General features: G+C 65.6%; 16 protein-coding genes. 9 read left to right on the forward strand and 7 right to left on the reverse strand.

From position 1 onward, the window contains the following. Positions 1-274: 274 nt before the first annotated feature. Complete coding sequence (locus QA635_RS02590) at positions 275-2,722, reverse strand: adenylate/guanylate cyclase domain-containing protein (RefSeq protein WP_283066666.1); 2,448 nt, start codon at positions 2,720-2,722, stop codon at positions 275-277. A 129-nt stretch (positions 2,723-2,851) separates the two neighbouring features. Next, the gene (locus QA635_RS02595) at positions 2,852-4,903 is read right to left on the reverse strand and encodes an AsmA family protein (protein ID WP_283066668.1); all 2,052 of its coding nucleotides are present in this window, start codon (positions 4,901-4,903) and stop codon (positions 2,852-2,854) included. 211 nt (positions 4,904-5,114) lie between these two features. On the opposite strand from QA635_RS02595, the gene QA635_RS02600 reads away from it, so the two are divergent. Beyond that, positions 5,115-5,789: a Crp/Fnr family transcriptional regulator gene (locus QA635_RS02600; RefSeq protein ID WP_057021095.1), complete on the forward strand. Its 675-nt coding sequence runs from the start codon at positions 5,115-5,117 to the stop codon at positions 5,787-5,789. A gap of 246 nt (positions 5,790-6,035) precedes the next feature. Here QA635_RS02600 and QA635_RS02605 read toward each other — a convergent pair whose 3' ends face one another. Next, positions 6,036-6,896: an AraC family transcriptional regulator gene (locus QA635_RS02605; protein ID WP_283066670.1), complete on the reverse strand. Its 861-nt coding sequence runs from the start codon at positions 6,894-6,896 to the stop codon at positions 6,036-6,038. Positions 6,897-7,081: 185 nt separating this feature from the next. Here QA635_RS02605 and QA635_RS02610 point away from each other — a divergent pair, with 185 nt between their 5' ends. From QA635_RS02610 to QA635_RS02635, 6 genes are read left to right on the forward strand one after another with little or no spacing between them, the layout of a single operon-like run. Beyond that, positions 7,082-8,659 carry an ABC transporter substrate-binding protein gene (locus tag QA635_RS02610; RefSeq protein ID WP_283066672.1) on the forward strand — a complete coding sequence of 526 codons (1,578 nt, stop codon included), beginning with the start codon at positions 7,082-7,084 and terminating at the stop codon, positions 8,657-8,659. Continuing rightward, positions 8,656-9,657 (forward strand): ABC transporter permease, encoded by a 1,002-nt coding sequence (locus QA635_RS02615; RefSeq protein WP_137483743.1) that lies wholly within the window; start codon positions 8,656-8,658, stop codon positions 9,655-9,657. Before QA635_RS02610 ends, QA635_RS02615 begins: the two co-directional genes overlap by 4 nt. Then, positions 9,657-10,490, forward strand: a complete 834-nt coding sequence (locus QA635_RS02620; protein WP_283066675.1) for an ABC transporter permease — start codon at positions 9,657-9,659, stop codon at positions 10,488-10,490. Before QA635_RS02615 ends, QA635_RS02620 begins: the two co-directional genes overlap by 1 nt. Further along, positions 10,487-12,175, forward strand: coding sequence for a dipeptide ABC transporter ATP-binding protein (locus QA635_RS02625; protein ID WP_283066677.1), 1,689 nt, complete (start codon positions 10,487-10,489; stop codon positions 12,173-12,175). Before QA635_RS02620 ends, QA635_RS02625 begins: the two co-directional genes overlap by 4 nt. After that, on the forward strand, positions 12,172-13,473 hold the full coding sequence (locus QA635_RS02630) for an ArgE/DapE family deacylase (protein ID WP_283066678.1): 1,302 nt from the start codon (positions 12,172-12,174) through the stop codon (positions 13,471-13,473). Before QA635_RS02625 ends, QA635_RS02630 begins: the two co-directional genes overlap by 4 nt. A 22-nt stretch (positions 13,474-13,495) precedes the next feature. Further along, entirely contained in the window at positions 13,496-14,131 is a 636-nt protein-coding gene (locus tag QA635_RS02635; protein ID WP_283066680.1) for a pyridoxamine 5'-phosphate oxidase family protein, read from the forward strand. 376 nt (positions 14,132-14,507) lie between these two features. Here QA635_RS02635 and QA635_RS02640 read toward each other — a convergent pair whose 3' ends face one another. From QA635_RS02640 to QA635_RS02655, 4 genes are all read right to left on the reverse strand, one after another. Next, positions 14,508-17,660, reverse strand: a complete 3,153-nt coding sequence (locus QA635_RS02640; protein WP_283066682.1) for an efflux RND transporter permease subunit — start codon at positions 17,658-17,660, stop codon at positions 14,508-14,510. A gap of 13 nt (positions 17,661-17,673) precedes the next feature. Continuing rightward, a complete protein-coding gene (locus QA635_RS02645; RefSeq protein ID WP_028335192.1) occupies positions 17,674-18,591 on the reverse strand; it encodes an efflux RND transporter periplasmic adaptor subunit in 918 nt (305 codons plus the stop codon). 247 nt (positions 18,592-18,838) lie between these two features. Then, the gene (locus QA635_RS02650) at positions 18,839-19,492 is read right to left on the reverse strand and encodes an OmpA family protein (protein WP_283066685.1); all 654 of its coding nucleotides are present in this window, start codon (positions 19,490-19,492) and stop codon (positions 18,839-18,841) included. Between the two features lie 138 nt (positions 19,493-19,630). Continuing rightward, entirely contained in the window at positions 19,631-21,190 is a 1,560-nt protein-coding gene (locus QA635_RS02655) for a caspase family protein (RefSeq protein WP_283066687.1), read from the reverse strand. Positions 21,191-21,576: 386 nt separating this feature from the next. Here QA635_RS02655 and QA635_RS02660 point away from each other — a divergent pair, with 386 nt between their 5' ends. Beyond that, a complete protein-coding gene (locus QA635_RS02660) occupies positions 21,577-22,383 on the forward strand; it encodes an N-acyl homoserine lactonase family protein (RefSeq protein WP_283066689.1) in 807 nt (268 codons plus the stop codon). Positions 22,384-22,437: 54 nt separating this feature from the next. After that, the gene (locus QA635_RS02665) at positions 22,438-23,334 is read left to right on the forward strand and encodes an NAD(P)-dependent oxidoreductase (protein WP_283066691.1); all 897 of its coding nucleotides are present in this window, start codon (positions 22,438-22,440) and stop codon (positions 23,332-23,334) included. Positions 23,335-23,438: the final 104 nt, after the last annotated feature.

Genomic DNA, 23,438 nt, shown 5'->3' on the forward strand with positions numbered 1-23,438 from the left:
CCTCCGGTGTGAGGGCGGTTGATCGCATGACTCGGGCGCGGTGACGTCGCGGGATGCGGGCGTGTGCTTCTCCCCTCGGGTCTTTCCCTTGGCTATTTGATTGTTGAATCAGGAACGGGGCCACATATTCAATGTCGTCCCGGCGAAGGCCGGGACCCATTACCCCGAATGATGGTTGTGGTGCGAAGCTGGGGCCGCAGAGTCGCGCACCAATTTCACCCTGTGGTTATGGGTCCCGGCTTTCGCCGGGACGACGTGGGAGAGAGTGTGCCGCTTACTCCGCCGCCGCCTCAGCGCTCGGCTCGCCCTTCCAGCTGAGAATCTCCGCGGCGAGGATTGGGTGGTTGAATCCCTTCAGCGCGAGGTCGTCGATGGCGCGGCCTTCGACGAAGGGCTCGACCATGCCGTAGACGCGGCGGCTCACCACGATCTGGCCGGCTTTGGCCTCGCCGCACAGGCGGGAGGCGAGGTTGGTGACGCTGCCGATCGCGGCATATTCCAGCCGCTGCTCGAAGCCGACCTGGCCGAGCGTGGCATAGCCGAGCGCAATGCCGATGCCGAAGCCGAGGCTGTGCCCGCGGTTGCGCCATTTCTCGGTCAGCGGGCCGACCGTGTCGCGCATCTCCACCGCCATCTTCACGGCGCGCGCGGTGTGGTCCGCGAGCTGGATCGGCGCGTTGAACAGGATCATCACGCCGTCGCCGGCATATTTGTCGAGCGTGCCTTCATACTTGAAGATCAGCTTGCCGAGCGCGGCGTGATATTCGCGCAGCACATTCATCGCCTCTTCCGGCTCGGTCGCCTCGGTGAAGGCGGTGAAGCCGCGCAGGTCGCAGAACACCACGGTGACCTCGCGGCGGTGGCTGTCGAGCAGGCCCTCGGGATTGTCTGACGAGGCGATCAGCTGCGCCACCTGCGGCGCCAGGAAGCGCTCGAGCCTTCGGATGCGCTCGAGCTCGCCGAGCTGGGTTTCGACCCGCTGCTCCAGCGACTTGTTCCAGTCCTTGAGCGCTTCGGTCTGCTCGCGCAGCTTGTCGGCCTGCTCGCGCACGGTGGCGTTGGCCTCTTCCAGCGCGTGGCTCTTCTGGTCCACCTCGGTGAACAGCCGCGCATTGCGCATTGCCAGCACCGCCTGGTGCGCAAAGGTCTTCATCAGGCCGATCAGGCTCGACGGGAAATCGCCGGCCGCCTTGCGCAGCACCACCAGCGCGCCGAGCACGCCCTGCTGGTCGACCAGCGGCACCACGAGCACGGAGCGGAAGCCGGCGCCGACCACGACATCGCGCAAGGGATGATCGGGCGGATAATCGAGACTTGCCGCGAGATCGGGAAACGCCAGCGGCTCGCCCTTCGCGGCGGCCTCGCCGAGCGGGCTGTTTGCCGCATCGATCGCGCGATGACGGCCTTCGGCTCCGCTGTCGATGCCAATCGATTGCGTCAGGTTGAAGCTGCGTTGCGCGGCGTCATAGCCATAGATCAGCACGGCGTCGGCGTGGGTGATCTCGAGCGCGCGGGCGCCGACCGTGGGCAGCACGGCGGCAAGATCGAGCGAGGACGCCACCGCGCGGCCGACCTCCTCCAGCACCTTCAGCTCGTTGATCGATTGCGCGAGGTCGCGGGTGCGCTCCTTCACCTTGGCTTCGAGGTCGGAATAGGTCTCGGCCAGCTGGGTGGCCATGCTGTTGAATTGGCCGGCGAGCTCCTCCAGCTCATCGGATGTCTTCACCTCGATGCGATGGCCGAAATCGCCGGCGCCCAGCCGCCGCGCGCCGGTGCGCAGCGCCGTGATCGGCTCCAGCATGCGCCGCGCCAGGATCGTGCCGGCGATGATCGCGACCACGAGGCCGAGCGCGATCAAAAGCGCGATACGCACCAGCTGGTCGCGGATCGGCGACAGCGCCTGCGCGGTCGGCTGCTCGACAAATACGTGCCAGCCGAGGTTCGGCGCGGCCGTTGCTGTCGACAGCACGGCGTTGCCGTCGACATCCTTGCCGGAGGCGATCGGCCTGCCGCTCGGCGACAGCACCGCAGCGACCTGCGGCAGCGCAGCGAGGTCCTTGCCGACCTCCGGACCTTTCGACGAACTCGCCAGCACGCGGCCCTTGCCGTCGACCACATAGGCATGAGCGAGCCGGCCGATCTGGGAATCGCCGAAATAGTCATTGAGGAAGCGCAGGTCGATCTCGGCCATGGTGACGCCGGCATTGAAGCCGGAATGCTGTTCGCCGATCGACATGAACGGCCGCCCGTCGCGAAAATACGCCGGCGCATAGGCGGTGCCGCGGGCGATGGTCTCGGTGAATCTGATATCGCGGGAGAAGTCGGCGTTGGAATTCACGGTGGTGGTCTGGCGCGACAGCCGCAGCAGCTCCCGGCCCTGGCCGCTGATCAGGGTGAGCTGGCTCACCGCCGGCACCTGGCCGAGCAACTGCGCGTAGTCGGCGCGGCGCAGCTCGATCGTATTGGAGGAGGCGCGGGTTACCCAGGAGATCTGGCGCTCGAGGTCGGAGATCGACTGCTCGATGCGCTTGGCGGTGGCGTCCGCCTTCTCGCTCATCGCGTCCGTCAGCGTGCCCTTGATGCCGCGGTAGCTGATCCAGGTCTCGAGCGCACCGTTGACCGCGAGCACGAACACGACGAGGCCGACCAGCGCGAGGACATATTTGGCGAACAGGCCGCCGCGCAGGAACCAGTTCTTGCCCTTGTCCGTAGCCGCGTTCATCCAGCCTCGTCCGGCCCCCAATCGGGTGCGCCGCATGATCCGCCGCTGTTTAGCACGGATCGGCGAGGCGGGGCGGCCGCTCGGGCCGCATGGTTATCCCTTCATATCGGCGGGGGATATCCGGGAATATCAGCGATTGAACAGCTGACGCAGCACGTCCTTCATCGCCGGACTGTCGTGCTGCTCGGCGGTCTCGTCGGGCGGAGGGGGCGGTGGCGGGGCCTGGTCGGGGGCCGGCGGCGCGGGCTGGCTCAGGTCGCGGCTCGGCCGCGATGCGTTGCCCTGGTTGAGGGTGGAAAGGCCTTGCTGCAGCAGATTGCCGATGGTGTCGCCTAGCTGCCCGCCGAGCGGGTCGCTCTGGCCGGCGGCACCGCCGCCCTGGCCGCTGCTGCCGGGCTGCGCGCCGCCCTGCACGCCATTGAGCAGATTGGTCAGCCCGTTGATGCCCTGACTCAGCCCCTGGCCGTTCGCCCCGAACAGGCCCTTGCCCATCTCCTTGAGCTTGCCATAGGCCGCCTGCGGATTGTCGAGGATGCCCTGCATCTCCGGATAGATCCGCGGCGATACCCAGGGTCCCTCGAGCATCACGGGGATGCCGAGGCCGACCGGATTGCCGGCGCGGCCCTGGCCTTCGGTGGTCATCACGAGCTGCGGCTCGACGCGGAACCCGATCTGGCGGGTGTTGAGGTCGATGGTGCCGACCCCGGTCATCTTCACCAGCGGGCCGATCAGATTGAGATCGGTGGTGACGGCCTGGCCCTTGTCGACCTTGAACGATGCCGAGAGCTGGCTGAGATCGGTCGACAATTCCTGGCTCTCCTGCCAGCCCGACAAGGTGCTGGTGGTGAGGCTCCGGATCATCTGCGCTACGTTGAGGCCGAGGATCTTGCCGTCCTGGAGCACGACGAAGGCGGTGCCGGCGAGATTGCCGACGATGGCGCGCTCGCTGCCGCCTTGTGAGGTCAGCGCGATCTTCGCCTGCATCTTGCCGTCGAGCTTGTCGAACTCGGCAAGGCTCTTCAGCACCGGCAGCGCGCGCACGCCGGCGAGGTCGAGCCGCAGCGTGTAGGTTGGATTCGTAGCTCGCGCGTCGATGGTAACGTCGCCATCGGCGGTGCCCTCATAGGCGCCGAGATTGGCGAACCGGCCCTTGAGCACGCCGCTGTCGATGGACGCATCGATTGCCGCCTGCGTGAAGCGGCCGTCGCCGATCACAAGCTCCGCCGCCGAGATGCGCGCCTGCGCGTCGACATAGTTGAGCCCGGCAAGATCGACCGACGCGTTGCTCCAGGTATTGGTGCCCAATGGTTGCGTGGTGCCGGACTGGCCCGTCGGCATCGCGATCGCAATGCGCTGGAAGTCGAGATCGAGCTTCACCAGCGGCTTGTTGCTGGCGAAATCGACCGACGCCCAGCCGGTGAAGCCGCCATCGCCGAGCGTGCCGGACACGCCGTTGAACATCACCACCGTGCCGTTCAGCCGCGCTTCCGCATTCGCCTTGATCGCCGCGGGCAACAGGCCGGGTGCATCGATGCTGAATTCGGCCGGCACGCTCTGACGCTCCAGCGGTGCTTGCGGCGCGGTGGCGCGGATATCGAATTTCAGCGGCTTGTCGCCGGCGCGTGCGTCACCCGTGACGACGATCTTGCGGTCGTCGCCGATGGTCGCGTCCGCATTGAGCGTCTCGATCCGGCTCTCGATCCGGTCGCGCACATTGGAGAAGACGATGGTGCCGCCGCTGACGCTGACATGCCGGATCGTGATGCCGCCGCTGCCATCGGACGCGGAGGATTTCGCCGGCGGATTGTGGTCGCGGGTGCGCTCGCGCTGCAGCGGCAGGTTGATCACCGGCTTGACGATCGCGAGGTCGGTGATGTCGGGCCGGCCCGACCACAGGCTCGACAGCGTCATCTCGGCCTCGACGCTGCTTGCTGCGAACCGGTTGTTGACGTCGCGCCCGCGCGGGTCCTGCAGCACGACGTCGCTCAGCGTCAGATTGACCCTCGGCCAGAGGCCGATCTTGGCGCCGCCATTGATGGTGAGCTTGTAGCCGGTCTCGCGCTCGACCCGATCGGTGATGGTCGATGCGAGGAACGAGGACGGGATCCCGACCACGGCCACCAATGCGATGATCACGATCACGGCAGCGATGGCGGCCCCGGCGAATTTCAGTGCTCTCATGTCGTTGTTCCAGGCCGGGCAAGCGGGGTTCCGTTGCAGAAAGTCGCGGCCGATCACACGAGTTTATCCCGCAAGCGGGATCTGGCTCCAATGACCGGAAAAATAATCCGTTACCGCATGAACTTATGTGACCTCTCCCACACTCTTATGAGGGTGATTTTTGCTAACCGGGCGTCAGGGGACTGCTCGGATGGATTTGGAAGGCAGTACAATGAGCAAACAGGCCGAATTTGCGGTCATTCTGAAGATGAATCCGATGTTCGCCGATCTCGGTGCGGACGAGTTGCAGCGGCTTTCCGGGCTCTGCCACACCCAGCAACTCGCAACCGGTGAGGTGCTGTTCCAGAAAGGCGATCCCGGCGATGCCCTGTTTGGGGTCCGCCGCGGCCAGATTCGGATCGAGACCGGTGCTTCCGACGGCAGCCGGCTCACACTCAACTTCATGGGATCCGGCGACCTGTTCGGCGAAGTCGCCGTGCTCGACGGTCAGGACCGCACCGCGGATGCGACCGCGGGCGAGCCCAGCGAATTATTCGTGTTGCGGCGGCAGGATTTCCTCGGCTTCCTCGAGCGCGAGCCGAAGGTTGCGGTCAGGCTGATCGAATTGCTGTGCCAGCGGATTCGCTGGCAGAGCGAGCGGATGGAAGAATCCGTGCTGCAGCCTTTGCCGGTCCGCCTCGCACGGCGGCTATGCGCGCTGGCCGAGGATTTCGGTTCCGAGGTGCACATCTCGCAGGAACAGCTCGGCATCTTCGTCGGCGCCGCGCGCGAAAGCGTCAACCGGCAGCTGCAGACCTGGCGCAAGGACGGCATCGTCGACCTGCAGCGCGGCCGGATCATGCTGCACAACATGACCAAGCTGACCGCGGTTGCGCGCAACGACTAGAGCAAGCCGCATGCAACGCGCGCGGGAAGATCCGATTCTCTCGCGCGCTTTGCTTGCGAATGTTGACGCACTCCTGCCTAAAAGACGTGCTTGCATGATGAGGCCGGTACCGCTTTCATCCGGCCGCCGGTCCTTGGGGTGACACCCAGCCTTGCTGGCCTCACGCCATCCACCTGCAAACCCCTGCGGTCTCTCCCGTTGATCGCAGGGGTTTTGCATTTCGATAGATGCGTGACGCGAGGGCGCCTACCGCAACACCACTTCGGGATCGGCCCAGCGCAGATACTGGCGCGGTGCGGCGCCGAGCTCGCGCTTGAACATCGCGGCGAAAGCGCTCGGACTTTCATAGCCGACGTCGAGCGCAACGCAGGTGACGGCCTCGCCGGCGCCGAGCCGCGCCAGCGCTTCGAGCAGCCGCACCCGCTGGCGCCAGGCCGCAAAGCTCTGGCCGGTCTCGCGCCGGAACAGACGCGTCAACGTCCGCCGGCTGAGCTGGCAGCGATCGGCCCATTCGTCGAGCGTGAGATCGGAACTCGGATCGACCAGCACGGCCTCGCAGATCGCGGCGAGCCGCGGATCGGGCGGCACCTGCACATGCAGCGACACTTCCGGCATCCTGCCGATCTCGTCGAGCAGGAAATCGACCAGCCTGCCGTCGCGCCCTTCCGGATCGTAACGGGTCGGCATGTGCACCGCTTCTTCCATCAACGCCTCGACCAGCGCGGAGACTTTGATCAGGCGGCATGTCGCCGGAGCATTCCTGATGCGGTCAGGCGTGACATAGATGGTCTGGATCTCGACCTCGCCCCATGCCCGCGACTGGTGCGCGATGCCGGCTGGAATCCACAGGCCGTGGCCGGGCGGCACGACGAAATGGCCGCGCTCGGTCATCATCGAAGTCACGCCCGCGGTCTGCAGGATGAATTGATCGCGTCGGTGCGCGTGTCGCGCGCTGGTGCTTTCGTTCGGATAGGAGGCCGCCATCGCCGCGAGCGGCCGTTCGACCTGTTGCAGCTGTCCGGCATAGTGCGCGGCGGCTGCGGGACCCGATTGCTTGCGGCAAACGCGCAAGCCGGTGGTGTCATTTCGTCGCGCTGCGACTTTCAAGTGTCGTGAGCTCCTGATCGATCGTCGTTTTCGCAGGGTGCTCATGCATCTTCCGGGCCATTTGGCCCGATCGCGATGGTTGTTGTCCCCCTTCAGGTAGCGCGGGATATGGCGTTTGGCAACAATGCCTCACCCCGCGGCATTCGCCGAAATCGAATGTGAGAGCGCGGAGACGGAGAGGTCCGATGAATAGACGCGAATTCACCAAGGCAATGCTGGCCTGCGGTGCAGCCATCCCGTTCGGCATCACGCGGGCGGCGGGCCAGACCCGCGGTGGAACGCTCAGCACCATCATCCAGCCCGAGCCGCCGGTTCTGGTGACCGCGCTGAACCAGCAGCAGCCGACCTTGACGCTCGGCGGCAAGATTTACGAAGGCCTGCTGAAATATGGCGCCGATCTCAAGCCGATGCCGGGCATGGCGCAGTCCTGGGAGATCTCGCCCGACGGCCTCACCTATACGTTCAAGCTGTTTCCCGGCATCACCTTCCACGACGGCAAGCCGATGACCTCGGAGGACGTGGTTTTCAGCTGCATGAAGCTGCTGGTGGAGACGCATCCGCGCGCACGGCAAAACTTCGCCCGCGTGGCGTCGGCGGAGGCGCCCGATCCGCTCACCGTCGTGTTCAAATTGAAGCAGCCGTTCGCGCCCTTCATCGGCTGCTTCGATTGCACGTCTGCCCCGATCGTGCCCAAGCACATCTATGACGGCACCGACTACCGCAAGAACCCGGAGAATGACAAGGCGATCGGCACCGGCCCCTTCAAGCTGAAGGAGTGGGTGCGCGGCTCGCATGTTCATCTCGTCCGCCACGATGGCTACTATCAGAAGGACCAGCCCTATCTCGACGAGATCGTCTACCGCGTGATTCCGGATGCGGCCTCGCGCGCGCTGGCGCTCGAGAACGGCACGGTGCAGCTCGTGCAATGGTCCGACGTCGAATTCTATGACGTGCAGCGCTTCAAGGCGCAGAAGAACCTCGAATTCACCACCAAGGGCTACGAATATTTCGCGCCGCATCAGTGGCTCGAGATGAACAACCGCATCGCGCCGATGAACGACAAGCGGTTCCGGCAGGCAGTGATGCACCTGATCGATCGCGAGGCGTTCAGCAAGCGGGTCTATTTCGGCAATGCCAAGGTGGCGACCGGACCGATCTCGTCGAAGACGCGGTTCTACGATCCGAACGTGAAGCGCTACGAGTTTTCGGTCGACAAGGCCAAGGCCCTGCTCGACGACATGGGATTGAAGCCTGGCGCCAACGGCAAGCGGGCCGAGATCAAGTACATCGTGCCGCCCTATGGCGAAGTCTATCAGCGCTCCGGTGAGTTCTTCCGCCAGAGCTTCGCGCGGGTCGGCATCGATCTCGTGCTGGTCGGCACCGACATGGCGGGCTGGGCCGAAAAGGTCGGCAACTGGGACTATGAGATGACCCAGAATCTGCTCTACCAGCTCGGCGATCCCGCGCTCGGCGTTGCCCGCACCTACGTCTCGTCGAACATCAAGAAGGGCATCCTGTTCTCCAACACGCAAGGGTACTCGAATCCCGAAGTCGACAAATTGTTCGAGGAGGCCGCGGTGACGCTCGACGAAGCCAAGCGCCAGGAGCTCTACAGCAAGGTGCAGCAGATCTTGGTCGAGGATGTGCCGGTGGCCTGGACGCTCGAGATCGAATATCCCATCATCTACGACAAGGCGTTCAAGAACATCGTGACGACGGGCATCGGCTCGCACGAAACCTTCGGGTCGGTCTACAAATCGTGACCCGGCTCGGGAGCGCAGCGGCGATCGGACTTCAGGCGGTCAGCCGCATCGCCCAACTCGTCGCCGTGATCCTCGTCATCGCGACGTTCAATTTCGTGCTGGTGCGGGCGGCGCCCGGCGATCCGGCCCAGGTCATGGCCGGGCAATCCGGCGCGTCCGATCCAAAACTGCTCGACGATCTGCGCAAGGAGTACGGGCTCGACAAGCCGTATTTTGTGCAGCTTGCGAGCCACCTCGGCCGTGTCGTCAGGCTCGACCTCGGCTATTCCTACCGCCAGCGCCGTCCAGTCGTCGATCTGATCCTCGAACGGCTCCCGGCGACGCTTCTCTTGACCGTGACGGCCTTTTGCCTCGCGCTCCTGATCGGCACCGCGCTCGGCGCGCTGGCCGGGCTCGCGGCGGGCAGTGTGCTCGACACGGTGTTCACCGTGCTCTCGCTCGTGCTCTATGCGACGCCGGTGTTCTGGCTTGGCCTGATGCTGGTGCTGGTGTTCTCGGTGACGCTCGGCTGGCTGCCGCCGTTCGGTTACGAGACCATCAACGTCCAGCTCTCGCCGGTCGAGCATGCGCTCGACATCATGAAACACATGATCATGCCGGTCACGTCGCTGGCGGCGATCTATCTGGCGATCTATGCGCGGCTGATGCGCTCCTCGATCATCGAGGTCGCGCAGCAGGATTTCATCAAGACCGCGCGCGCCAAGGGCTTGTCCGGAACGCGCATCGTGGTCGGCCACATGCTGCGCAATGCGCTGGTGCCGGTCGTCACTGTCGCCGGCATGCAGGCCGGCGCGCTGGTCGGCGGCGCCGTGGTGATCGAGACGGTGTTTGCCTGGCCGGGCCTCGGCCGCCTGACCTTCGAGGCGCTGCTGCAGCGCGACTATCCGGTCCTGCTCGGCATCTTCCTGATCCTCTCGATCGTCGTGATCGCGCTCAACCTGCTCACCGACCTGGTCTACCGGCTGATCGATCCCCGCATGACCACGGGGGCGGCGTGATGGACACGGTGCGCGCCTTCCTGCGTCATCCGAGCGGAATGATCGGCCTTGTCCTGCTGCTCGTCGTTGTTGTCGTCGCGATCATCGCGCCGATCGCATTTCCGGTCTCGCCCTGGGAGATGGTCGGCGCGCCGTTCACACCGCCCGGCGAGGACGGATTATGGCTCGGCGGCGATACGCTCGGCCGCGACGTCGCCGCCGGCGTCGCCTATGGCGCACGCGTGTCGCTCCTGATCGGCATCGCCTCGGCGCTCGCGGCGATGGCCATCGGCGTCGTGATCGGTGCGATGTCAGGTTATTTCGGCGGCAAGATCGATCTGGTGCTGATGCGGATGACGGAGTTGTTCCAGACCATTCCGGCCTTCGTGCTGGCCATCCTGCTGGTCGCGACCTTCAATCCGTCGCTGCTGACGATCATCCTGACCATCGGCGCGGTGAGCTGGCCGCCGCTGGCGCGGCTCACGCGCGCCGAATTCCTCCGTCTGCGGCACCGCGAATTCGTCGAGGCCGCGCTGTGCCAGGGCGAACGCACCTGGCGCATCGTGCTCGGCCATATCCTGCCGAACGCGATCTCGCCGATCCTGGTGGTGACGTCGCTGACGGTTGCCACTGCGATCCTGCTGGAAAGCGCGCTGTCCTTCATGGGGCTCGGCGATCCCAATCTGATGTCGTGGGGCTTCATGATCGGCGCGGGCCGCACCGTGATCCGGAACGCGTGGTGGATGAGCGTGTTTCCCGGCCTCGCCATCCTCGTCACCGTGCTGGCGATCAACCTGTTCGGCGAGGGACTGTCTGATGTCCTCAACCCGCGCGTCTCGAGGCGCCGCTCATGAGCGAAGCCATGCAGTCCGGCGCGCCCGTTCTTGCCGTCGAGGGCCTCTCGATCGCGCTCCCCAAGGGAGGCGACCGGCCCTTCGCGGTCGAGAACGTCTCCTTTGAGATCAAGCCCAACGAGGTGGTTTGCCTGGTCGGCGAATCCGGCTCCGGCAAGTCGATGATCGCGCATGCGGTGCTGTCGCTGTTGCCGCGGGGCGTCGACCTCGCGTCCGGCTCTGTGACGGTCGCAGGGCAGGATCCGTCGAAGCTCGACGGCCGCGCTCTCCGCAAGCTGCGCGGCGGCAACGCCGCGATGATTTTTCAGGAGCCGTTGTCCTCGCTCAATCCGCTGAAGCGCGTCGGCAGGCAGATCGAGGAGATGATCCTGGCGCACCAGCGGCCTGCGCCCTCGGTGACCGAACTCCGCGAGCGGGTGCTGACGCTGCTGACCCAGGTCGGGCTGCCGAATCCGCAGCTGCTGGAAAAGAGCTACCCGTTCGAGCTTTCCGGCGGCCAGCGCCAGCGCGTGATGATCGCGATGGCGATGGCCAACCGCCCCGCGCTCCTGATCGCGGACGAGCCGACCACCGCGCTCGATGTCACGACCCAGCGCCAGATCCTGCGCCTGATCGACGATCTCCGGCGCGAGCGCGGCATGGGCGTGCTGCTGATCACCCATGATTTCGGCGTTGTCGCCGACGTTGCCGACCGCGTCGTGGTGCTGCGCCACGGCAAGGTGGTCGAGCAGGGCACGGCCAGCGAGGTGCTTCGCAATCCGCAGGCCACCTACACGCGCGAACTGATCGACGCGGTGCCGAAGGCGCGCCTCGCCGACATCCACGAGGCCATCCTGCGTCCCGAGCCGCTGCTCGAGGTCATCGGCCTGCAAAAGACCTTTCGGGTCAAGCGCGGCTGGCTGCAGCCGCCGCGCGAGGTGATCGCCGCTGATGGCGTCTCGCTGACGCTGCACGAGGGCGAGACGCTTGCGGTGGTCGGTGAATCCGGCTCCGGCAAGTCGACGCTCGGGCGCATGATCATGCGGCTCACCGAACCTGATGTCGGCGCCATCCGCTTTGGCGGCGCGGATCTCCGGCAGCTGCGCGGCGAGGCGTTGCGCCAGGCGCGGCGCCGGCTCCAGATCGTGTTCCAGGATCCGTTTGCCAGTCTCGATCCGCGCCAGAAGGTCGGCGATGCCATCGCGCGCGGACCGATGGCCTATGGGACGTCGCGGGCCGAGGCGATGGCCCAGGCGAACAAGCTCCTGGTGCGGGTCGGCCTATCGGCGACCGCCGCCGATCGCTACCCGCACGAGTTCTCGGGCGGCCAGCGCCAGCGCATCTGCATCGCGCGGGCGCTGGCGCTGAAGCCGCGGGTTCTGATCGCCGACGAGGCGGTGTCGGCGCTGGACGTCTCGGTGCAGGCCCAGGTGCTGGCGCTGCTCGCCGAGTTGCGCCAGGAGATGCGGCTTGCGATGATCTTCATCACACACGATTTGCGGATCGCCGCCGAGATCGCCGACCGCGTCATCGTCCTGCAGAAGGGGCGTATCGTGGAAGAAGGCACCACCGCCGAAGTGTTCACCGCGCCGCGCCAAGCCTACACTCGCGATCTGCTCGACGCGATTCCCGGGCGCGATTTCTTCGACCAGCCGGGCTTTGCGGCCGCGGCCGATGCACGCCCCACAGCAAGGATCAATTCATGACCGACAGCCGTTCAGTTCCCCTTCCGGCCGGCGCGCGCGAGCGCATCGAGGCGGCTGTCGACGCCGCCTTCGAGCAGCAACTCGCGACCACGATCGCCTTCTCGTCGATTCCCAGCACGCGCGGCCAGGAAGGTCCGTGCCAGGACATGTTCGCGAAGCTGCTGCGCGAGCGCGGCTACGAGGTCGACGACTGGGTCATCAATCAGGATGAGCTGAAGACGCTGCCCGGCTACGGGCCGGTCGAGACTGATTTCTCCCGCGCGCGGACCGTCGTCGGCACCTATCGGCCGGCGCGCGAGGAGGGGCGTTCGCTGATCCTTCAGGGGCATTGCGACGTGGTGCCGGTCGGGCCGCTCGACATGTGGGAGCGGCCGCCGTTCCAGCCGGTGGTTGAGGACGGCTGGCTCTATGGCCGCGGCACCGGCGACATGAAGTCGGGCACCATTGCCGCGCTTTACGCGCTCGATGCGGTGAAGGCCGCGGGCTTTGCTCCGAAAGGCCGCATCCATCTGCAATCCGTGATCGAGGAGGAGAGCACCGGTCTCGGCGCGCTCTCGACGTTGCAGCGAGGTTACCGTGCCGATGCCTGCCTGCTGCCGGAGCCGACCGAGGAACGGTTGATGCGCGCCCAGGTCGGCGTGATCTGGTTTCGCCTCAGGGTTCGTGGAATCCCGGTCCATGTCGCGCGCGCCGGCACCGGCTCCAACGCCATTCGTGCCGCCTATCATCTGATCGGCCATCTCGACGCGCTCGAGGCGGAGTGGAACGAGCGTGCCAAGTCGCATCGCTACTTCGGTGCGGTGCATCACCCGCTCAACTTCAATCCCGGCATCATCAAGGGCGGCGATTGGGCCTCCAGCGTGCCGGCCTGGTGCGACGTCGATTGCCGGATCGGCATCCTCCCGGGATGGAAAATCGCCGACTGCCAGGCCGAGATCGTCGCGTGCGTGACCAAGGCCGCCAGGGCCCACCCGTTCCTCGCCAACAATCCGCCCGAGATCGTCTGGTCCGGCTTCCTGTCGCCGGGCTATGAAGCGACCGAGGTGCAGGAGAGCGAGGCCGTGCTCGGCTCGGTCTACGAGCATGTGTTCGGGCGCGAGCTGACGGATTTTCCCTCGACCGCGCTGACGGATGCGCGCTTCTATGGCCTGGACTATGGTGTTCCCGCCTTCTGCTTCGGCGCCAGGATGGAGAACGCGCACGGCTTCAATGAGCGGGTCCAGCTCGATTCGCTGAAGAAGGTGACCAAGGCCTACGCCCTCTTCGTCGCGAGCTGGTGCGGTATAGACACAGTATAAATAACCAAACGGGAGGTTCGCTATGGGTGACCAGAGTGCGGGCGGCAAGCCGCCGGTCAAATCGCAGGAGGATCTCCGTGCGCATTTCGGGCAATTGAGCCCGCTCGCCGAGAAAAAGGTGCTCTACCATCTCGACAAGTTCTGCCGCGACTTCATCGCGCTGTCGCCGTTCCTCGTCATCGCCTCCAGCGACGGCAAAGGTCATGCCGACGCCAGCCCGCGCGGCGATGCGCCGGGCTTCGTTTCCGTGCTCGACGACAAGACGCTGCTGATCCCGGACCGCCGTGGTAACAACCGGGTCGATACGTTCGGCAACATCATCGCGTCGCCCGGGATCGGGCTGATCTTCATGGTGCCCGGCATCAACGAGACGCTGCGCGTCAACGGGCGGGCCGAGATCTCGCAGGAGGTCGATCTGTTGACGCCGCTGACCGTGCAGAACGTCACGCCGATCATCGGGCTCAAGGTGCATGTCGACGAGACCTACTTCCACTGCGGCAAGGCGCTGATGCGCTCGAAGCTCTGGAATCCCACCGCGCAGGTCGAGCGCCACCGCTTTCCGACGCTCGGCCGAATCATCGCCGAGCAGACCGCCGCGATCGAGGTCGAGGTCGCCGAGAAGGCGATGGAAGAGGCCTATCGGACGCGGCTGTATTAGAACTTGAGATCACCCGCATGCGCAGGCGATGACACCGCCTGGTGTGACGCCCTGAATCGATATCCTTCCCCATCGTCGTCCCTGCGAAAGCAGGGACCCATAACCACGACCGCCGATTGCTGGACGATGCTGGAACAACGAGTCCCTCCAACGAGGTCTGCCGCGGAGTATGGGTCCCTGCTTTCGCAGGGACGACGTGTTGGAGGACTCACACCATGATTTCGGAATAATGGAAAAATATCGCTGATTTGCCCGACGTGTCAAGTCGCCGTGTCGAATGCCGGCCGCCGTCGGCTCCTTTGCATGGGGTTGTTTTCGATATTTTGGAGTACGTCATCTCGTACGGGTCGCACCGCTGGCGAGGCGCGGCCTCAGCTCATTCCGCGGCGGGCGAGATCATGTTCGGCGGGCCGGGCGGGCGCTTGGTGTCGTCGGACTGGTGCTCGTTCGGGGTCAGCTCGTGGTCGGCATGCGAGACCACGAGCCGCTTGCCGAAGCGCCAGATCAGGCCGCCGATATCATCCATCACCATGAACATCGCCGGCACGAACACCAGCGACAGCGCGGTCGAGAAGATCAGGCCGCCGATCACTGCGAGCGCCATCGGCGAGCGGAATTCGCCGCCGGCGCCGAACGCGAGCGCTGACGGCATCATGCCGGCGGCCATCGCGATGGTGGTCATCACGATCGGGCGGGCACGCTTCATGCCGGCGTCGATCATGGCTTCCTCGCGCGGCTTGCCGTCGCGGATCGCCTCGACCGCGAACTCCACCAGCATGATGGCGTTCTTGGTGACGATGCCCATCAGCATCAGGATGCCGATCCACACCGGCGTGGTGAGCTGCTTGCCGGTCAGCAGCAGCGCGCCGATCGCGCCGCCGATCGAGAGCGGCAGCGAGAACAGGATGGTGATCGGCTGCAGGAAGGTGCCGAACAGCAGCACCAGCACGGCATAGACCATCATCAGGCCGGCGGTGATCGCGGTGGCGAAACCGTCGGACAATTCGGCGAGGCTCTCGGCGTCGCCGGACGGGCTGACCCTTACGCCCTTCGGCAGGGTCTTCATGACCGGCAGGTCGTAGATCAGCTTGGTGGCGTCGCCGAGCGCGGCATTGCCGACGAGATCGGCGGCGACGGTGGCCTGCCGCTCGCGGTCGTAGCGGTTGATGCTGGTCGGGCCCTGGTCGAGCTGGATGTCGGCGACCACGGAGAGCGGCACGCCGCCGCGTTCGCCGCGCTGGCCGAGCGGCACCCGCAGCTGCTCCAGCATCTGCAGGTCGCTGCGCGCATTGTCCTCGAGCTGGACGCGGATCGGCACCTGGCGGTCGCCGGCGTCGAACTTCGCCAGCGCCGGACCGACGTCGCCGATGGTGGCGACGCGGATGGTCTGCGACAGGCTTTCGGTCGAGACACCGAGCCGGGCCGCGAGCTCGGCGCGCGGACGGATGCGCAGCTCGGGCCGGTCGAGCGCGGTCTCCGAGATCACGTTGGCGATGATCGGAATCCGCTTCATCTGCGTCGCGAGTTCGCTGGCGACGTTGTTGACGATGTTGCTGTCGGTACCGGTGACGACCAGCGAAATCGCGCGCAGGCCGTTCTCGTCGAGGAACCAGAACCTGATATCCGGGACGTTATCGAGCTCCTTGCCGATCGACAGTTCGAGCTCGCGCTGGGTGATCTTGCGGTCGGCCTTCGGCGTGTAGTTAATGATCAGCGCGGCGCGGCGGACCTCCTGCAGGCCCGGCGGCACCCGGCCGCCATCGACGAACACGCTCCGTACCTCAGGCCGCTTGCGTAGCCGCGCCACGATCTCCTCGGTGACCTTCTCGGTGTAGGCGAGCTGCGAGCCGGGCGGTAGCTCCATCGCGAGCAGCGAGCGCGCGGTGTCCTGCGCCGGCAGGAAGCCCTGCGGCAGCAGCGTGATGCTCCAGATCGACGCGGCGAAGATCGCAAAGCCGATCAGCACGGTGACGAAGTAATGCTTCACCGACCAGGTGACGAGGCTGTGATAGCCGCGCAGGATCGGGCCGGGCGGCGGATCGTCGTGGTCGTGATGCTTGAGGAAATAGGCGGCCAGCATCGGCGTCACGAAGCGTGCGGCGAGCAGCGAGAAGAACACCTGCACCGACACGGTGATGCCGAACTGCTTGAAGAACTGCCCGGCAATGCCGGACATGAAGCTCGCCGGCGCGAAGATCGCGATGATGGTGAGCGAGATCGCGATCACCGCAAGGCCGATCTCGTCGGCGGCTTCGAGGGCGGCACGATAGGGCGTCTTGCCCATCCGCATGTGGCGGACGATGTTCTCGATTTCGACGATGGCATCGTCGACCAGGATGCCGGTCGAAAGCGTGATGGCGAGGAAGGAGACCAGGTTGAGCGAGAAGCCGAGCAGGTCCATCGCCCAGAAGGCTGGGAAGATCGACAGCGGCAGCGAGACCGCCGCGATGATCGTGGCGCGCATGTCGCGCAGGAACAGCAGCACGATGATCACGGCGAGGATCGCGCCCTCGAACAGGGTCGAGATCGCGGCCTCGTAATTGCCCTTGGTGAACTCGACCGAGGTGTCGATCAGCTTGAGGTCGACGTCGGGATAGGCCACCTTCAGCGCGTCGATCCGCTTCTGCACCGCGGCCGCGACGACGACGTCGCTGGCGCCCTTGGAGCGCTTGATGCCGAGCGCGACCACCGGCTCGCCGTTGAAGCGGGCGAAGGTGCGCCGGTCGGCGATGGTGTCGGTGACGGTGCCGAGATCGTCGAGCCGGATCTCGCCGCCGCCGAACAGCGGGATCATGGTGCCGGCGAGCTCGTTCAGCGTCTTGGCGCCGGCGAGCGTCCGGATCGCCTGGTCGTTCTTGCCGATCTCGGCGCGGCCGCCGGCGACGTCGACATTGGTGCCGCGCAGGATCTGGCTGACATTGACCGCGGTGAGCCCCACCGCCTGCAGCTTGTCGGGATCGAGCGAGACCAGGATCTCGCGCTCGACACCGCCGATGCGCTCGACCTGGGCGACGCCGCGCACGCCCTGCAACGCGCGCTTGACCACGTCGTCGACGAAATAGGACAGCTGCTCCGGCGTCTTGCCGGGCGAGATCGCGGCATAGGTCACGATCGGCAGGCCGATCACGTCGACGCGCTGGATCAGGGGCTCGGTGACATTCTGCGGCAGGTTGGCGCGCACGCGCGTCACCGCGTCCTTGACGTCGTTGAGCGCGCGGTCGGTGTTGGTCTCCAGCGCGAACTGGATCGTGGTCACCGACAGGCCGTCGGTGATCGAGGAGGAGATGTGGCGCACGCCCTCGACGCCGGAGACGCCGTCTTCGATGGTCTTGGTGACCTGCGATTCAAGTTCCGACGGCGCGGCGCCGAATTGCGAGACCGCGACCGAGATCACCGGAATGTCGGCGCTCGGCAGCCGCGTCACCGCGAGCTTGGTGAAGGAGACCCAGCCCAGCACGAGCAGGATGATCGAGAAGACGATCGAGGGAAGCGGGTTCCGGATCGACCATGCCGAGATGTTCAAAGCCATTAGCGTGTCCGAATTACCGTGATCGCGTGCGATCGAGTTCGTCGGCGAACATGGTCTTGATCTGGTCGCCGTCATGCAGCGAGGTGCCAGCGTCGGCCACGACGATTTCGCCGACGTCGAGGCCTTCAAGGATTTCGGTCGAGGTGTCGGAGGTCAGCCCGACGCGCACCCTGCGGGTCTCGACGGTGTTGCCCTTCACGACCTGCAGGGTCAGGCGGTCGATCGCGGTGCGCGGCACCGCGACGCCGCAGGAGCGCTTGGCGTCGATATTGGCGCGCGCGAACATGCCGACCTTCAGCGTCGGATTGTTGTTGATGGTGATGCGGACATGCCCAAGCTGGGTGGTGCGGTCGATCTGCGGCGAGATCTGGCGGACCTTGCCGACCATGTCGGGCGCATCGTCGCGGCTGATCCGCACATTGGCGCCGGGATTGAGCTTCAGGAGCTGGAAGCCCGGCACCTCGGCGTCGAGCTCGATCTCGTTGTTGATCGAGATCTTGAACATCGGGGGAGCCTGCGGCGAGGCCGGCGCGCCGGGCGCGGTGCGCACCTCGGTGACGAGGCCGGCCGCCGGCGCCCGCAGCACAAGCGGCTTGGCATTGGCCTGTGCGGCCTGCTGCGGCGGCGGGGTCAGCCGCGCCAGTTCCTGGTTCTCGGTGACCGTGTCACCCTCGCGGACCAGCACGTCGGTGACCTTGGAGCCGTCCTGGTCGACATTCACCTGCGCCTCGCGGCGCGGCACGATGAAGCCGGTGACGCGGACCATGTCGGAGAAGCAGGCATTGGTCGACTTCGTCACCACGACCAGCGCCTGGCCCGGCGTCTCCTTCTCCTCCGGATGCGAGCGATGCTCGAACGCGTAATAGGCGATCGCGAGCGCGAGGAAAAACACCGTGCCGAGCGCAGGCTTGAGGTATTGGGAAAAATTCATCGCCTGATCAATCCAGAGCTTGGCGCGTCATCGGTGTTGGTCGAAGTCTCATCATGCTCGCTATCGTATTGCCTGGGCATTCGGAAGGCCGGTGCCATTGTTCCGGATCATGCCCTGACGTCATGTGAGGCGGGTTCACCTGTGGGCCGCGTTGGGCTCGGCCCAACAGCATTGGCCCTAAAGCAAATGCGCCCCGCCGGGGTGCGGGACGCATTGTAGCCTCAAAAAGGGGCCACGCCACCGCCCATCACTTGGCGGCGGTGGCCTTGTTTTCCACGTTCACGACCTGCACGCGCCGGTTCACCTCCGCCATCGGGTGGCTCGGGTCCTTCAGCTTGCTCTTGCCATAGCCGACGGTGACGAGATCGGTGCCGTTGATGCCGTATTTGTCGACGAGATAGCGCTTGATGGCGTCGGCGCGGCGTTCCGAGAGGCCCTGATTGTAGTCCTCGCCACCGGCGGCGTCGGTGTGGCCGGCGACCACGAAGGTCGAGCCCTTCAGGTCCTGATTGGTCAAGGCGCGGCCGAGCGCCTGGACCGAGGGCAGCGACCTGGCGCTGATGTCGGCGGAGTTGTAGTCGAAGTTGATCTCGAGATCGATCTTGGGCTTGTCCTGGACGATGGTCGCGATCTCCTCGCGCTCGGCCGAGGACAGCGAGCGGGTGGTGCGGCCGCGGACGCTCTGCACGAATTTGACCTGGTCGGCGTTCAGCTCCGGCGAGGTGGTCTGCGGGCCGGCCGAAAGGCCGCGGGTCAGCGGCTTCTTGTCGGGCGTCAGCGCTCTGATGATCTGGTCCTCGGTGACATCGTCACCGGCGCGGGCGGCTGCCAGGCAAAACGACAGCGCGGCGCCAACGGTCATGATTGAAACGATCGCGGCCTTTGCCGACGGCTTGAACATTTCGGTCCTCCTGCGCAAGCTGGTGCGGTTCCAACGATTATCCAGATTGATTGCCGGCATCGCTGCCCGGCTCGCACCCTCTGATTAGTCGCTCAATTCCGTCAGCGGTTCGAGCCGCGGGCAGACCTTCGTCCATTGTCACTGCACGCCGTAGTCGGCGAATTCCTTGACGATGTTCGGGTCCATCGCCTTGGCGTTGGCGATGTCGAGATCGCCCTCCGGGACCGCGCCGTTGCGCTGCTTGGCGAGCCCGCGCCCGTACAGCGACGAGGTCAGCCGCGGGTTGATCTTCAGCGCGGCGTCGAAATCCGCGATCGCGTTCTTGTTCTGCCCGCCCTTCAGGTTCATCAGCCCGCGGCTGTCGAGCGCATCGACGAAGTTCGGGCGCAGCCGTAGCGCCTCGTTGCAGTCCTTCAGCGCCGCCTGCAGGTCGCCGATCACGGTGCGGACCCAGCAGCGGTTGTTATAGGCCTCGACATCCTTCGGGTTCAGCCGCAGCGAATTGGTGAAGTCCTTCACCGCAAGGTCGTAGGCCCCCTTGCTGGCATAGACCTGGCCGCGGCGATAGAGCGCCGCTGCGTCATCGGGATTCTTGTCCAGCTTTTCGCTCAGGCTCTTGATCGTCGGATCATCGGCGAGCACGGGCGAATTGCTCGGCGCCGGCGTGGGCTGGATCACCACCGGCGGCGGAGCGGCGGGCGGCGGCAGGGCGATCTCGGGCGTCTTGGGCTGGGGTGGCGCTGCAGTCGGCGCTGCCGCAACCGGAGGCGTCGGCGGCGCCGGTGATGGTGTCGGCGCTGTTGCCACTGGTGGCGTCGGGGTTGCCGCGGGCGGTGTCGGCGTTGCTGCGGGCGGAGCCGGCGGAGGCGCGACCGGCGGTGCCGTCGCCACCTCCGGTGACGGCGACGCGGCGGGTGCCGGCGCGGCGTTCGACGGCCCGGCCGTGCCGGCCGGAATGAACGAGAAATCCTCGGCCAGTGACGACGAGATCCACGGCACTTGTTCCTGCCGCGAGGCGCGGGTGACGCCGACGCGGGTGCGGTTCAGCGTTTCCTCGGCCATCAGGTCGGGGGTGCGGATCTCCTTCAGGAGTTCCCGCACGAACAGGCTGTGGTCGCTGCCATTGTCGGAGACGACAGACGACAGCGCGGCCGAATACATCACCAATGTACCGTTCGGCGCGATCACCGGGGCGAGCCCTGCCGAAAAGCTGCGGAAGCGCCGCTCGAACGGGTTGCGCCGCGAGGCGTCGATCAAGGCGATCTTCACCCCGGCGCCGCGGCTGTTGATTTCCCCGAGCACGGTCTCGAGGCTGAAGCCGTCGCGCCGAACGTCGGCCTCGGCCCAGATCTGCGCATCGATCGGGATCATGTAGCTCTGCCGGTTCGACTGGATGCCGTAACCGGAGAAGAAGATCAGGGCGACCGAGCCCGGCTTGATCTTGCCGTAGAGCCGGTCGAAGGCGCGGCGCATGCCGTCGCCGGTCAGGTTCTCCCCGACCTCGACGGTGAAGCCGTCGCGCTTGAGCTCGTCGGCGACGTCACGTGCGTCGTTGACCGGCTCCTTCAGCGGTGCGTCGGCGTCGGGATATTTGGCGTTGCCGATGACCAGCGCGAAACGGTCGCCGGCGGCAAAGGACAAAGTGGGCGCCGCGATTGAAAAAATCAGCGTGGCGAGCAAGGCAAGGCGGATTTTCATAATCGCAGCAAATCCAGATCGCGGCATTCCAGTGAAATGGCGCCGCTTCCAGCCTGCGCCTCGGGAACCTTACTCTAGCGAAAATCCATTATCAAACCACGGCCAAACCCCGTCAACGGCTTGCGGCAGCATCGTTTATCGCGGTGATACCAGCCAGACCGCAGTGCAGCAGCACGCGGTGATGGCGGCGATCGTCATCCGGCACGGTGCTGGTTCCTGCGGGCCGATAACGTGCCTGCACTCACGAAGGCTGTCGCCACCCTGTCATGCGCTCGTCGCACGCCGCGCGGTTTGACCTTTGCGCGAGGCGATGGCTTTGTGTTCGGGACGGCAGGCTATTCAAAGACAAGCCGTCAAAACAGGCCTTGCAAACAAGAGCGAAACCGATGGGAAACGCCTACGAGATCTACGCCCTGCGCTATGCGACGATGTCGCCGCGCACGCCCCACCTCAACTTCCTGGTGCCCGATCCGCACGACGCCACCGCGCAGGACCTGGATTATTTCGTCTGGCTGATCCGTGGCCATGGCCGCGACATCCTGGTCGACACCGGATTCAACGCCGAGGAGGCCAAGGCGCGCGCCCGCAAGCTGACGCTCAACCCGGTCGACGCGCTGGCCGGCTTCGGCGTCAGTGCCGATAGCATCAAGGATGTCGTCGTCACCCACCTGCATTACGACCACGCCGGCAATCTCGATCGCTTCCCGAACGCCAAATTCCATCTGCAGGAACGCGAGATGAGCTACGCGACCGGCCGCTGCATGTGCAACGGCATGCTGCGCCATCCGTTCTCCATCGAGCACGTCACGCAGATGGTGCGCCACGTCTATGGCGAGCGCGTCACCTTCCACTCCGGCGACGGCGAGATCGCGCCCGGCGTCACCGTGCATCGCGTCGGCGGCCATTCCGACGGTCTGCAGGTGGTGCGCATCGAGACCGCGCGCGGCCCGGTCGTGCTGGCGTCGGATGCCGCGCATTATTATGCGAACCTGCACAAGCGCAGCCCGTTCCCGATCGTCTACAATGTCGGCGACATGGCGCAGGGCTGGGAGACCGTCGAGCGGCTCGCCGGTCATCCCGATCGCTTCATTCCCGGTCATGATCCGATCGTCAGCGAGATCTATCCGCGCGCCAGCGACAAGGTCGATGCCTTCGCGCTGCATCTGGCGCCGTCGCGATCGTTCGCGAAATAGCCTCGCCGGTTGGGCGAGTCTGCAACACGTCAAGAAACGTCAAAAAGAAGCGATATGACTGACACCAAGACGACTGACACCAAGACTCTCGGGTTCATCGGCCTCGGCGTGATGGGTGAGCCGATTTGCCGCAACCTGGTCAAGAAGAGCGGCAAGCGCGTTGTCGTGTTCGACCTCTCGGCCGAGCCGCTGCAGCGGTTGCGCGCCGACGGTGCCGAGGTTGCAGCGTCGGTCGCCGACGTCATCAAGCAGAGCGATGTGCTGTTCCTCTGCTTGCCGAGCGCCAGGCACGTGCGCGCGGTGTTCGAAGGCGACGGCATTCTGAAGAACACGAGAAGCGGCCAGATCGTGGTCGATCTCGGCACGTCTTCAGTCAGTCAGACCCGCGATTTCGCCGCGCAGTTGCAGGCCAAGGGCGCGGCGTGGGCCGACGCACCGATCGCGCGCACCCGGCAGGCGGCGCAGGACGGCACGCTCAGCGTGATGGTCGGCGCGGTGCCGGCGCTCTATGCCGCGATCGAGCCCTTGATCCGCTGCTTCGCCACCGATGTCACCAATTGCGGTGACGTCGGTGCAGGACAGGTGACCAAGATCCTCAACAACATGGTGCTGTTCGAGACCGTGAACGCGCTGGCCGAGGCGGTCGCGGTGGCGAAGCACAATGGCGTCGATCCGAAGCTCTTGCTTGAGACACTGTCGAAGGGCTCGGCCGACAGCTTTGCGCTGCGTAACCATGGCATGAAGGCGATCGTGCCCGGCGTGTTTCCCGAGCGCGCATTCTCGACCGAATATGCGCTGAAGGATCTCTCCTACGCGCTAGAGCTCGCCGCCGATGCCGGCATCAAGATCCGCGGTGCGGAGCTGATCGGCACGGTGCTGCAGGAAGCGATCGACAAGGGATCGAAGGACAATTATTTTCCGGTGATCGCCAAGCATATCGAGCGGGCGTAGGACACACTCCACGTCATCCCGGCTTCGAGACTGCGCGTCGCCCCGCATGGTCTTAGGTTGAGTTGGGCGTGAAGCCAACCCCGGCGTCGTCCTGGCGAAAGCCA

Origin of the sequence: Bradyrhizobium brasilense (assembly GCF_029714345.1) — a bacterium.
Lineage (GTDB): Bacteria > Pseudomonadota > Alphaproteobacteria > Rhizobiales > Xanthobacteraceae > Bradyrhizobium > Bradyrhizobium australafricanum.

What these genes read in the sequence shown, in the direction of transcription:
- QA635_RS02650 (WP_283066685.1), bottom strand. Translation starts at nt 19,492, where the DNA reads ATGTTCAAGCCGTCGGCAAAGGCCGCGATCGTTTCAATCATGACCGTT.
- QA635_RS02640 (WP_283066682.1), bottom strand. Translation starts at nt 17,660, where the DNA reads ATGGCTTTGAACATCTCGGCATGGTCGATCCGGAACCCGCTTCCCTCG.
- QA635_RS02630 (WP_283066678.1), top strand. Translation starts at nt 12,172, where the DNA reads ATGACCGACAGCCGTTCAGTTCCCCTTCCGGCCGGCGCGCGCGAGCGC.
- QA635_RS02620 (WP_283066675.1), top strand. Translation starts at nt 9,657, where the DNA reads ATGGACACGGTGCGCGCCTTCCTGCGTCATCCGAGCGGAATGATCGGC.
- QA635_RS02655 (WP_283066687.1), bottom strand. Translation starts at nt 21,190, where the DNA reads ATGAAAATCCGCCTTGCCTTGCTCGCCACGCTGATTTTTTCAATCGCG.
- QA635_RS02635 (WP_283066680.1), top strand. Translation starts at nt 13,496, where the DNA reads ATGGGTGACCAGAGTGCGGGCGGCAAGCCGCCGGTCAAATCGCAGGAG.
- QA635_RS02625 (WP_283066677.1), top strand. Translation starts at nt 10,487, where the DNA reads ATGAGCGAAGCCATGCAGTCCGGCGCGCCCGTTCTTGCCGTCGAGGGC.
- QA635_RS02595 (WP_283066668.1), bottom strand. Translation starts at nt 4,903, where the DNA reads ATGAGAGCACTGAAATTCGCCGGGGCCGCCATCGCTGCCGTGATCGTG.
- QA635_RS02665 (WP_283066691.1), top strand. Translation starts at nt 22,438, where the DNA reads ATGACTGACACCAAGACGACTGACACCAAGACTCTCGGGTTCATCGGC.
- QA635_RS02610 (WP_283066672.1), top strand. Translation starts at nt 7,082, where the DNA reads ATGAATAGACGCGAATTCACCAAGGCAATGCTGGCCTGCGGTGCAGCC.
- QA635_RS02590 (WP_283066666.1), bottom strand. Translation starts at nt 2,722, where the DNA reads ATGAACGCGGCTACGGACAAGGGCAAGAACTGGTTCCTGCGCGGCGGC.
- QA635_RS02600 (WP_057021095.1), top strand. Translation starts at nt 5,115, where the DNA reads ATGAGCAAACAGGCCGAATTTGCGGTCATTCTGAAGATGAATCCGATG.
- QA635_RS02645 (WP_028335192.1), bottom strand. Translation starts at nt 18,591, where the DNA reads ATGAATTTTTCCCAATACCTCAAGCCTGCGCTCGGCACGGTGTTTTTC.
- QA635_RS02660 (WP_283066689.1), top strand. Translation starts at nt 21,577, where the DNA reads ATGGGAAACGCCTACGAGATCTACGCCCTGCGCTATGCGACGATGTCG.